This window comes from Sellimonas intestinalis (assembly GCF_001280875.1).
In the GTDB taxonomy this organism is placed as follows: Bacteria; Bacillota; Clostridia; order Lachnospirales; family Lachnospiraceae; genus Sellimonas; species Sellimonas intestinalis.
The window spans coordinates 1-11,759 of record NZ_LGAJ01000014.1; the positions used below are offsets into that span (position 1 = coordinate 1).

Sequence of the window (11,759 nt, forward strand, 5' to 3'; positions counted from 1 at the left end):
ATGTGGTTTTGAAGGTACAGGAACATGTATCTGAATAATCCTCCTTAGCTCAGTCGGTAGAGCATGCGGCTGTTAACCGCAGTGTCGTTGGTTCAAGTCCAACAGGGGGAGCTGGAAAATAAGGAGATATCACAAATTGTTAATGATTTGTGATATCTTTTTTTGCGTATTTCGTAAATGTAGGATTCCCATCAAAAAATTAACTTGTTTCTTTTAAAGAGGAAACAATGAAGAAATGAACTAAAATTTTAGGAAATAACTAAAATATTACTAAAAAAGAAAGAAAAATATTAGCTAATCTAACGAAAAATAAGAAAATATAGGTGATTAATTGACATAAATTTAGTTAAATGCTAGTATTAACTAAAATAATTTATATAAAAAGGAGGAGGAAATGAAACCAAGGATTAGTGAAAGTGAATTTCTGGAGCGGAAGCATAAAGTCCAGGGATTCATGGAGGATCAGGGGCTCGATTTGGTTGTGATGTATGCTGACGATCGTTATGTATATGGTCAGGCATTCGCCCGATGGATGGTAGACTATCAGCCGCAATTTGAAGCTGCATTTGTGCTCGTTCCACGAAAAGGTGAGATTGCGATTGTGACAGGGGCAGAATCAGTAGAATTTGCTCTGTGCACGTCAAGGTGTAAAAATGTTTATGCCATTTATGAGTTTTTACATCCAGACGAGGATTATCCTTATTGTGAGACTAGGGATTTTAGGGAAGTCCTCAAACTTTTGGAGGAGCAGTCCGATATTTCCATTGCAAATATTGGGGTTGCAGGAAGGTCGTTTATACCGTATGATTTATTTAAACGATTACTGGAATTATTTGGTAATGATCACGTCAACGATGTGGATGAAGAGATTTCCATGTTAAGAGCAGTCAAAAGTAACGATGAAATCGAAGTAATTCGTTATGCATATAAGATTGCGGATCATGGAATGGATACGGTATATAACAATTTAAGAGAAGGAATATCCGAAAGAGCGCTGGCAGCAGAAGCGGAATATGCGATGAGAAAGATGGGATCGGAAGGATTAGGGATTGAGTTGATGATCAATTCAGGTCCGGTAAACACATCACCAATCCTGTCAAGAACAACCTTTCGGGAATTGCAGGCGGGCGATCTGGTTGTGGCAACTTTGGCACCGCGATATGAGGGGTATCATGGGGCAATCGGAAGGCCTTTTGGGCTGGGGAAATTGCCGGATGAAATGAAACGGTATATCGAACTTGTGATGTTTGCGCAGGCTGAAACCGTAAAAAGACTTGGACCGGGCATAACAGGAAAAGAAATGGATGTTATTTCCAGGGAGCATATGAACCGGGCAGGATTTGCCAGGAATTTTGCATATTCAGGTATACACAGTGTTGGAGTCATTGAATTTGAAGCGCCGATCCTTTCTTCAAAAAGCGAGGTTGTTTTGCAGCCGAATATGGTATTTTCGGTCGACATACCACTGTTTTTGAACGATTGGGGCGGAATGAGATATGAAAGTGGATTTCTCATTACGGAAGCCGGATGTGAACCGCTGAGTCAATGGTCAGAAAATTACATGAAGCAACTTTAAAAGCAAAATCATTCATACAAATTAGCTGCTGTGTAGATGAGATTTTCTTCGGATAGTAATAGAAAGAAAGGAGAGGACCTGGTGAAATTAAAGATAAAAGACATTGCCAAAAAGGCAGGAGTATCTACTACGGCAGTTTCATTTGCGTTAAATGGAAAAGAGGGGATTAGCGAGCAGACAAGAGAAAAGATTCTACGCATTGTGGAGGAGGCAGGATATACATCAAAAGTATTAGAAAAACGGGAGAAACGATTTGATAAAGAAGTAAAGAATGCTTCGAAACTTATCATGCTTTTACATCTGACAAACTCAGACAGTAACGTAGAGGAAACGGAAGACACCTTTTCCTTTTATGAGATTATGCAGAAAGTGGAAAAGGAAATACATAAATACCAGTACAATTTGTTTTATAAATCGATCTCAATGGTGAATGATGATTGTACGGAAATCGAAAAGATTATAACATTCTATCAAATCGAGGGGATGCTGATCGTCGGAAACGGACTTCTGTCAAAGCAAATCAAAAAGATTGCAAACATGAATATCCCGATGGTTGTGGTAGGACAAAGCTTTCGGCAAAACAATCTGGATTGTATTGCCTTTGATAATTATGCGGGGGCATATGAAGCTGTTACCTATTTGAATGAGCTGAATCATAAAAGAATCAGTTATATTAAAACAGAGGGCAAGAGTAAAAGTCTGGAGGACAGAGAAAAGGGATACGATGCGGCTATGTCAGATCTGGACCTGGAGATGAATAAAAGGCATTTTGTTTGGGAGAAAAACGGGTTGAATCAGGAGCTAATCGAAACAATCCGACTGGAAGGGCCAAGTGCTTTTTTGGCAGAAAACGACTATCTTGCGGTCGATGTGATTAAAGAATTTCAGCAGGCGGGAATCAAAGTTCCAGAGGAAATGTCAGTCATGGGATTTGATAATATTGTGGTAGCAGATCTGGTGACACCGGAGCTTACAACGATGGATATTTCCTGGGAAAGAATTGCGGAATTATCTGTAAAGCGGTTGATGGAAAAGATGAAAGGAGAGAATGTGGGAACTCTGAAGATCATTTTATCGGCTGAATTGGTAGAAAGAAAATCTTGTCGAAAACTTTAATGTAGTGCAGTTGAAAGAGAAGAGTAAATTGCGGTCAAAAAGGGGAACGGTTTCCTAAGGAGGATGATGTCATGACGACGATTATGGATGTAGCAAAACTGGCAAAGGTATCAAAGACTTCGGTATCTCGTTATCTGAATGGGCAGAATGTTGGGCACATGTCCGAAGAAACAAAGGAGCGGATTATTGCTGCGATTAAGGAGCTGGATTATCAGCCAAACAGTATCGCGAGAAGCCTGAAACAGAAATCAACAAAAGTGATTGGACTTGTAGTAAATGATATGAGTAATCTCTTTTTCCTTGAGATTATCAGAGGGATTGAGATGGAGCTGAAGAATTCAGGATATAATCTTCTCGTATGTAATTCTGACACGAATGTAGAGATGGAGTTACAGTGTTTGAAGATGTTGGAGAAGAGACAGATTGATGGTGTGATTTTAATCGGAATGAATATGCCGGTTTCACATATTGAAAAAATACGGACAGAGTTTCCGATTGTTCTTATGGAGCGGGATCCAGGAAAGACCAATCTGGATTCGGTACAGATCGACAATAAGGTAGGGGCATATGAAGCAGTAAAACATCTGATTGAAAGAGGGCATCAGAGAATTGCTCATATTACAGGACCGTTTATTTCCACAATGGCGATGGAAAGAAAAGAATCATATGAGGAGTGCCTGAAAGACTATGGCATTGAGGTATGGCCACAATTTATCGTGTCAGGCAACTATAAGCTGGAGAGCGGCTATGCAGGGATGCAGGCTCTGATGGCATTAAGGGAAAAGCCGACAGCGGTATTTTGTGCGAACGACTATATGGCGATGGGCGCACTGAGATTTTTGATGGAGCATAATTACAAAGTACCCCAGGATGTGGCGCTGGTCGGATATGATGACATCATGGTTTCGAAAATGGTAACGCCGTCTTTGACTACAGTCAGACAGCCGGTGTGGGAGCTGGCCGGTGTGGCGACGAGATTATTACTTGAGAGAATCAAAGAAAAAGGGCAAAAGGAGCATAAGGGACAAAAGGTTATTATGCAGTCGGAACTGGTGATCAGAGCTTCCTCCTGATTAGCGGCAGAGGGAGAGAGGAATGCAGAAACACGATAGGAGTAACATGCAGGAAGTCTGGGAGAAGTTAGTAGATTTTGGAATCAAGCCGATGGGCTCAGATAATCTGCAAAGGGCAGGAGAATATTTATATCAGGTCATGGCGGAAATTTGTGACCAAGTTGAAATACATCAGTATCAGGTACCTTGCTGGGAAGTAAAGGACTGGAGACTGGAAGACCAAAATGGAAAGGAAATCAAATCATACTTATTTTTAGAAAGCGGATCTTCTGAGAAGTTTGAAGGTTATGTTGAATTTGCTGGGTATCACCGGGTCTGGGATATGTATGTATGGAGACGATATAAAATTGTAGATGCAGAAGGGAGAATCTGTGCGTATATTACTGTTCGGGAGAACGAAGGAGCAATTCCGCAGATGCTATTTGCAAAATCAGATTTACCGCACTTTATGGTGGGAAGTAAAGAGGAAGCAATCTTGAAAGAGGCAGAAAAAAGCAGAGCGCTTTTAAGAGGATTTGCGGAAACAAAGATAAATAAAAGCGGGTATTGTAGGAATTTGTCTGGTGAGATAGGAGAAGGAAGGGAAAAAGTCATTCTTTGTGCCCATTATGATACTGTTTATTCTACGGTAGGAGCATATGACAATGCGGCCGGCACAGCGGTGGTTTTGGAAACGGCAAGACAACTGACTCAGTATGGGCTGAACAAGAAAATCGAGATCTTACTGACAGATGGAGAAGAATTTAACTTGAAAGGCGCCAGATTCAGAGCGGCAGAAGAGCGGGGGGATATTTCCTTTGTGTTGAATATCGATGGAGTCGGGAGAGAAGACATTCTGGAAGTATGGTGTGGACCGGAAACTTTTGAACGAAAAGTAAGAGCAGTGCTTGATAAAAGCAAGGAAAAATTTATTCCGCGGTATATTTGCCCGCCACCTCCAGGAAGCGACCACGCGCCGTTTTATGAGAAAGGGATTCCGGTGTGTATGCTGACGTTTAACGATCAGGGGATTTTACATACTCCGGAAGATATCATTGAGAAGTCAAAGCTGCGCAATATGGAAAAGATGGTTCGGCTCAACTTAGAACTTTTAGAGCGGATTGGTGTGATACAAAGAGATACGAATTAAGATTGGAGGCACATTATGGGAAGAATGAAGAAATTATTAGCTGTATTGCTGATTGCCACTATGGCGTTTGTAATGACGGGCTGTTCAACAGAAGAAGGAGGGGGAGACGATAAAGGTGGAGATAAAAAAGTAATTGGCGTTTCCCTTATGACTTTGCAGTATGAGTTTTTCCAGGATATAAAAGCGGGAATTGAAAAGGCAGCCGGGGATGATTATGAAATTGTATTTAATGACCCGAACATGGATCTTCAGGCACAAATTGACGCGATTGAGAATTTCTGTGCCCAGAAAGTCGACGCGATTATTCTTACATGTGTAGACGGGGAGGGAATTATTCCTGCATTGGATACATGCGAAGAGGCTGATATTCCGGTTATTACAGTTGATTACAAGCCAAGTGGAGGAAAATATGAAACATATATTGGCTCAGACAATTTTCTTGGTGGACAACTGGCCGCAAAATGGGCTTTGAAAAATGTATTAGATGGAAATGAGGAACCTAATATAGTGTTCTTAAATAATCCAATGTCCGTTGCTTCCGTAGAACGTGTCAATGGATTCAAGGATATTCTTGAAAAAGAGGTTCCGGGGGCGAAGATTGTAGCAGAACAGGGGGGAGACTCCAGAGAAGCTTTTATGAGTATTATGGAAGATGTCCTGATGGCGAACGACAGGGTAGATCTTGTGTTCTCCTATAGTGCGGACGGAGGCCTAGGATCCTATGACGCGATTCAGGCAGCGGGAAGAGAAGATGAAGTGTCGGTCATTGGATTTGATGCGTCAGACGAAGAACAGTCGGTGATTAATGAGGGGGGATGCTACAAGGGAAGCATTAAGCAGTTCCCGGAGAAGCTGGCTGAGACTGCTGTGGAATGTGTGGAAAAAGTGTTAGATGGAGAAACATTGGAAGAGGATATTGGAGTAGAGGTTGGCGTATATACAGCCGACGGCATTGTTTATGCGGACGAGTTACAATAAAGGATGATAAATATGGAAAAAAAGAAAATACTGGAATTTCAGAATATCAGCAAATCATTTGTTGGGGTGAAAGCTCTTTCCGATGTCAGTTTTTCAGTAAGAGAAGGAGAAGTACATGCTCTTTTAGGGGAAAACGGAGCTGGCAAATCCACACTGATGAAGATCTTGTCCGGCGCCTATATGAAAGATGCAGGGAAGGTGTTTCTGGATGGACAGGAAATTCAGGTGAAAAACACGAAAGAATCAGAGCGATTGGGAATTTCTATTATTTATCAGGAATTAAACCTGATACCGGAATTGTCAGTAGCCGAGAATATTTTTTTGGATCGCCAGCCAAAGAGAAACGGTTTTATTGACTGGAAGCAAATGAATCAGGATGCGGAAAAAATCTTGGAGGGGATCGACATGAAGATTCCGCCGAAAATGATTGTTTCCACATTAAGTGTAGCACAGCGGCAGATGGTGGAGATTGCGAAAGCGGTCTCCCTGGGCGCACGTCTGGTCATCATGGATGAACCCACCTCGACATTGACAGAAGGTGAGACAAGAAAATTATTTCAAGTCATTTCTTCGTTGAAACAAAGAGGAATTACGATCATTTATATCAGTCATCGGATGGATGAGATATTTGAAATCTGTGATTCCTACACGATTCTCCGAGACGGAACATTCATCAGCTCGGGTGATATTGCGGATGTTTCACTGGATAAGATTATCGAGGATATGGTGGGGAGACCTCTGACACAAGTATTCCCGGAGAGAAACAATAAGATCGGGGACGTCATTTTGGAGGCGAAAAATATCAGCAATGGGAAGGAAGTAAAGGACGTTTCGTTTACATTAAGAAAAGGAGAGATTCTGGGATTTGCAGGACTGGTTGGAGCAGGAAGAAGCGAAACATTAAAAGCAGTGTTTGGTGCGGATAAAAAGGCCAAAGGGGAAATTTACATGAAGGGTCAAAGGGTCAATATCCGTTCTCCAAAAGATGCGATCCGGTATGGAATCGGTTTCCTGCCGGAGGAAAGAAAAAAGGAAGGCCTTGTGACAGATTTGGCCATTGTAGATAATGTTCTGATGGTAAAGCCAGAAAATGCAATGCATCATGGACTGTTCTCTATGAAGAAAGCCGAAGAAATATGCCAAAAGTATATTGAAGAACTCCTGATTAAGACGCCTTCTGATCAGCAAAAAGCAAAATTCTTAAGTGGTGGAAATCAGCAGAAAGTGGTTGTAGCAAAGTGGCTGAACTGTGAACCGGAAATTATTATTTTGGACGAGCCTACCAGGGGAATTGACGTAAATGCGAAACGGGAGATCTATAACATTATTGTAAAGCTGGCAGAACAGGGGAAATCAATTATTTTGATTTCATCAGAAATGTCCGAAATCATTGGTCTGTGTGACCGGGTAAATATTATGTCCGAAGGAAGAATTTCCGGAGAGTTATCCAGAGAGGAATTGAGTCAGGAAAGAATCATGAAGTTTGCGACAGGAGGGTGTTAAGCATGAAAGATAAAAAAACACAGTTAAAGAAAGTGAATTGGAATGACCTGGCAATTTTGTTGATTCTTGTCGTATTGGTGGTCATTCTGGCATTTATCAGGCCGGTTTTCCTGACACCGAATAACTTATTAAATATTATGAGGCAGGTATCCATTGTCGCGATCCTCGGAATCGGAATGACTTATGTTTTGATTTCCGCAGAAATTGATTTGAGTGTAGGTTCTCTGGTGGCGCTGTCCGGGGTTGTTGTGGCGATGATGTTAAAATCAGGAGTACCAATACCAATTTCTATTTTAGCAGGAATTCTTGTCAGCGTAGGATGTGGATTTTTAAATGGAGCAATTCATACATTTGCAAAAATACCATCATTTATTGTGACAATGGGAATGATGAATATTGCAAGAGGAATTGTACTTGTAATCACAAACTCCTACCCAATTACAGGACTGCCAGATTCTTTTAAAACATTTGGGCGTGGATACCTTGCTTTTATACCAATTCCGGTTGTCATTATGGCAGTTTGTTATATATTCGGTCATTCCGTGCTGAAATATACGAAATTTGGAAGAAGTATTTTTGCGATCGGAGGAAACATAGAAGCTGCCAAATTATCAGGAATCCAGGTGGCCAGAAATAAAGTACTCATCCATACGATCAGTGGTCTTACCGCTGGGATCGCCGGGGTAGTACTCGCATCCCGTCTGTTTTCGGGACAACCAAGTGCGGGTAATGGTCTGGAATTGGATGCCATCGCCGCATGTGTCATTGGAGGAACAAGTACTTCCGGCGGTAAGGGCAGATTATGGGGCACGCTGCTTGGTGCGGTGATTATGGGAATTATCACTAATGGTATGAACCTTCTCAGTATTTCTACGAACTGGCAGTATGTCATGCAGGGAGTCATCATTATCATTGCGGTAGGATTAGACCGAATCAAGAGTAACGATTAACATACGGGGATAACAATATGAGCAAAATAAAAAAAATAATTCATGACAATGAAGAGAAGTATATTCGTTTTTTAGCGAAATTAGTTGCCTTCGATACATCTGTTATTCGGCACGGAGAGGATGGTCAGGAGGCCAAAGCCCAGGAATGGCTTGCGAAGTATTTAGAAAATCTGGGATGCGAGATTGAGATGTTTGAGCCGGATAACGAAAAGTTGAAGGAATATCCGGGATATAATGCCGGACACAGTTATGTGAACCGCCCTAATCTGATTGCCACATATAAAGGGAGCGGTGGAGGAAAGACGCTTGTGCTGAACGGACATGTTGATACTATGCCATCAGGAGATCTGGCACGTTGGAAATACAACCCTTGGGAAATGACAGAAGAGGACGGAAAACTATATGGATTAGGAACGGATGATATGAAGGGAGGATTGGCTTCGGCCATCCTCGCACTCCAGACCGTGATCGAAAGCGGATACCAGCCAAGAGGAAATATTATCATTCAAAGCGTTGTGGATGAGGAAGGAGGAGGGAATGGAAGTCTCTCTTGTATTGTAGAACGTGGCTGTAATGCGGACGGTGTGATTATTGCGGAAGGAACGAATATGGAGGTATTTCCCGTGAACCGGGGCTGCTGGCTCGGGGAAATACAGGTGGATGGCAAGCCGATTCATGCAAGTCTGAAAGGATTTGGGGAAAGCGCCATTGAGAAAATGGTGAAAATTATGTATTCTCTGGATGAGCTGGAAAAGAAATGGATGACAACGAAACGAAATCCACTTCTAGCTCCCCCAACGTTCAACTATGGATATATCCAGGGGGGTGTTGCGGCATCTACAGTTGCGGATCATTGTATCCTGAAGTTTGAAGTCGATTACTTCCCGTCAGAGATAGATAAATTTGGCTGCTGGCATAAAGTGGATAAACAAGATGTGAGACAGGAGGTGGAAGATCATATCCTTGCAATGGCGAAAGGAGATCCATGGATGAAAGATCATTTGCCTAAAATTACGTGGTTTCAGGATTGCTCTCCGTTTGAGACGGATACCAGTCACCCACTGGTGCAGCAGCTTGCGGATGTAGCGGAAGAAGTGACCGGAAAACGGGTGATTAATGGAATGTCGGCAGGATGTGACGCACGGCATTTTACCAACGTAGCACATGTCCCGACAGTAGTATGCGGACCGGGTATCTGCCATAATGCACATGTATATAACGAGTATCTGTCGAAGCAGCAGTATTTTGAAGCGATTGAAACCTTTGCCAATATGATTATGGAATGGACAAACTAGGGAAGTATGGTATTCCGTATGACAGAAATTTATCTGGACTATCTACAGACAGGAAGGAGGAAATCAAGTGGTAGGGAAATATGAAGAAGCGAAAGAACAATATCGCGGATTAGGAATTGATACAGAACAGGTTTTGGAAGACATGCAGAATTTAACCATTTCCATGCATTGTTGGCAGGGGGACGATCTGGGTGGATTTGACCACGATGGGCCTTTGTCAGGTGGAATACAGGCCACAGGGAATTATATCGGAAAACCGAGAAATGTAGAAGAGCTGATGAAGGATTTGGACCTTGCGTTTTCTCTGATCCCCGGCAAGAAGAAACTTAATCTTCATTCCAGCTATGCGGTATTTGAAGCGGGACAGTGGGTGGATCGTGACAAACTTCGTCCGGAGCACTTCCGGAAATGGGTGGAATATGCAAAAGAGAGGAGCCTGGGGATTGATTTTAATCCGACATTCTTTTCACATGAAAAAGCAAAACAATTCACACTGTCGAGTCCGGATGAATCGATTCGAAAATTCTGGGTTCGGCATGGACAGGCTTGTGTCAAAATTGCACAGTATTTTGCGGAGGAACTGGGAGAACCATGTGTACTGAACATTTGGATTCCGGATGGTTTCAAAGATGTTCCGGGAAACAGGTTAGAACCAAGAAGAAGATTCAGTGATTCCCTCGACGAAATCCTGTCGATTGATTATGACAAGGAAAAAGTGTTCGTCAGTCTCGAATCAAAAGTTTTTGGAATCGGGTTTGAGTCGTGTACGGTGGGATCCAGTGAATTCTGTATTAACTATGCGGCGAAGCATGGGATTATGGCACTGATGGACAACGGACATTATCATCCGACAGAGACGGTATCTGATAAAATATCTTCCATGCTGCTGTTTCACAAGAAGCTGGGGTTGCATATTACACGCCCGGTGCGTTGGGATTCCGATCATGTGGTCCTCTTTGATGACGAGACCAAGGAGCTTGCCAGAGAGATTGTAAGATGTAATGCAATGGATCGGGTGTTCCTTGCCACAGATTATTTTGACGCCAGTATCAACAGAGTTGCTGCATGGATTATTGGGATGAGAAATGTACAAAAGGCATTCCTGTATGCTTTCCTACAGCCAAATGAAATAATGACCAGATTACAGGATGAAGAACAATTTACAGAATTGATGGTTCTCCAGGAGGAACTAAAGTTTTATCCATTTGAGGATATTTGGAATGAGTTTTGCAGGAGGAATCAAGTACCCGCAGGTGGAGAATGGATGTCACAGATTCGTGAATATGAAGAAACTGTTTTGAAAAAGAGAATGTAAATATTATGGAAGGATATCGATTAGGACTTTATGAAAAAGCAATGCCGGATGAACTGAGTCTGGAAGAGAAGCTTCTTTTAGCAAAAAAAATCGGGTTTGACTATGTGGAAATTAGTATTGATGAGACAGAGGAGAAAATTTCAAGACTGGATTTTGACAAAAAAAGAAAAAATGAACTGCATCAGTTTATGACAGAACAGGGAATTTTCTTTGAGACCATGTGTTTGTCCGCTCACAGAAAATATCCATTAGGAAGTGCAGATCGGAAGGTTCGGAAGAAAAGTCTGGATATTATGAGAAAGGCGATTGTGTTTGCCAGAGATCTTGGAATTCGTGTAATCCAGCTTGCCGGCTATGATGTATATTACGAGAAAGGAACCAGGCAGACTCGTAAAAATTTTCATATGGCATTAAGGCAATGTGTCGAATATGCATCAGAATTTGGAATTATTCTTGCATTTGAGACCATGGAAACAGAGTTTATGAACACGATAGGGAAGGCACGTCAGGTCGTCAACAAAGTAAATTCTCCCTATTTGCAAGTATACCCGGATATCGGAAATATTTATAATGCTACCGATGACTATCTGGGAGATATCAAAAAGGGAAATGGACATATCGTTGCGGCACATTTGAAAGAAACAGTAGAAGATGTTTTTCGTGATATGGAATACGGACAAGGGAGAGTTGATTTTAAAACATGTATTTTCCAATTTCGCAGCCAGGGCGTAGCAAGGTTTACATGCGAGTTCTGGTATGATAAAAAGACAGATCCGGAAGAATATATTACGAGAAATTATCGGTATATCAGGGGGTGCTTTTAG

General features: G+C 42.0%; 10 protein-coding genes and 1 tRNA gene. All 11 read left to right on the forward strand.

The features are described 5' to 3' along the window. Positions 1-38 precede the first annotated feature (38 nt). The 11 genes from AOA56_RS12585 to AOA56_RS12635 all read left to right on the forward strand — a co-directional run bounded on the left by AOA56_RS12585 (position 39) and on the right by AOA56_RS12635 (position 11,759). Positions 39-111, forward strand: a tRNA-Asn gene (locus tag AOA56_RS12585). 283 nt (positions 112-394) lie between these two features. Next, the gene (locus tag AOA56_RS12590; RefSeq protein ID WP_024731513.1) at positions 395-1,576 is read left to right on the forward strand and encodes a M24 family metallopeptidase; all 1,182 of its coding nucleotides are present in this window, start codon (positions 395-397) and stop codon (positions 1,574-1,576) included. Between the two features lie 81 nt (positions 1,577-1,657). After that, positions 1,658-2,692, forward strand: a complete 1,035-nt coding sequence (locus tag AOA56_RS12595) for a LacI family DNA-binding transcriptional regulator (protein WP_024731514.1) — start codon at positions 1,658-1,660, stop codon at positions 2,690-2,692. 71 nt (positions 2,693-2,763) lie between these two features. Further along, complete coding sequence (locus AOA56_RS12600) at positions 2,764-3,765, forward strand: LacI family DNA-binding transcriptional regulator (protein ID WP_024731515.1); 1,002 nt, start codon at positions 2,764-2,766, stop codon at positions 3,763-3,765. Between the two features lie 22 nt (positions 3,766-3,787). Continuing rightward, entirely contained in the window at positions 3,788-4,894 is a 1,107-nt protein-coding gene (locus AOA56_RS12605; RefSeq protein WP_082350000.1) for a M28 family metallopeptidase, read from the forward strand. Between the two features lie 15 nt (positions 4,895-4,909). After that, positions 4,910-5,872, forward strand: coding sequence for a substrate-binding domain-containing protein (locus AOA56_RS12610; protein ID WP_053769809.1), 963 nt, complete (start codon positions 4,910-4,912; stop codon positions 5,870-5,872). Between the two features lie 12 nt (positions 5,873-5,884). After that, complete coding sequence (locus tag AOA56_RS12615) at positions 5,885-7,375, forward strand: sugar ABC transporter ATP-binding protein (RefSeq protein WP_024731518.1); 1,491 nt, start codon at positions 5,885-5,887, stop codon at positions 7,373-7,375. A gap of 2 nt (positions 7,376-7,377) precedes the next feature. After that, positions 7,378-8,325, forward strand: a complete 948-nt coding sequence (locus AOA56_RS12620; RefSeq protein ID WP_024731519.1) for an ABC transporter permease — start codon at positions 7,378-7,380, stop codon at positions 8,323-8,325. Between the two features lie 17 nt (positions 8,326-8,342). Next, positions 8,343-9,620, forward strand: coding sequence for an ArgE/DapE family deacylase (locus tag AOA56_RS12625; protein WP_053769810.1), 1,278 nt, complete (start codon positions 8,343-8,345; stop codon positions 9,618-9,620). Between the two features lie 67 nt (positions 9,621-9,687). Continuing rightward, positions 9,688-10,935 carry an L-rhamnose isomerase gene (locus tag AOA56_RS12630; RefSeq protein WP_024731521.1) on the forward strand — a complete coding sequence of 416 codons (1,248 nt, stop codon included), beginning with the start codon at positions 9,688-9,690 and terminating at the stop codon, positions 10,933-10,935. A gap of 5 nt (positions 10,936-10,940) precedes the next feature. Continuing rightward, positions 10,941-11,759 (forward strand): L-ribulose-5-phosphate 3-epimerase, encoded by an 819-nt coding sequence (locus tag AOA56_RS12635; protein WP_024731522.1) that lies wholly within the window; start codon positions 10,941-10,943, stop codon positions 11,757-11,759.

What these genes read in the sequence shown, in the direction of transcription:
- AOA56_RS12590 (WP_024731513.1), top strand. Translation starts at nt 395, where the DNA reads ATGAAACCAAGGATTAGTGAAAGTGAATTTCTGGAGCGGAAGCATAAA.
- AOA56_RS12600 (WP_024731515.1), top strand. Translation starts at nt 2,764, where the DNA reads ATGACGACGATTATGGATGTAGCAAAACTGGCAAAGGTATCAAAGACT.
- AOA56_RS12605 (WP_082350000.1), top strand. Translation starts at nt 3,788, where the DNA reads ATGCAGAAACACGATAGGAGTAACATGCAGGAAGTCTGGGAGAAGTTA.
- AOA56_RS12610 (WP_053769809.1), top strand. Translation starts at nt 4,910, where the DNA reads ATGGGAAGAATGAAGAAATTATTAGCTGTATTGCTGATTGCCACTATG.
- AOA56_RS12615 (WP_024731518.1), top strand. Translation starts at nt 5,885, where the DNA reads ATGGAAAAAAAGAAAATACTGGAATTTCAGAATATCAGCAAATCATTT.
- AOA56_RS12620 (WP_024731519.1), top strand. Translation starts at nt 7,378, where the DNA reads ATGAAAGATAAAAAAACACAGTTAAAGAAAGTGAATTGGAATGACCTG.
- AOA56_RS12625 (WP_053769810.1), top strand. Translation starts at nt 8,343, where the DNA reads ATGAGCAAAATAAAAAAAATAATTCATGACAATGAAGAGAAGTATATT.
- AOA56_RS12635 (WP_024731522.1), top strand. Translation starts at nt 10,941, where the DNA reads ATGGAAGGATATCGATTAGGACTTTATGAAAAAGCAATGCCGGATGAA.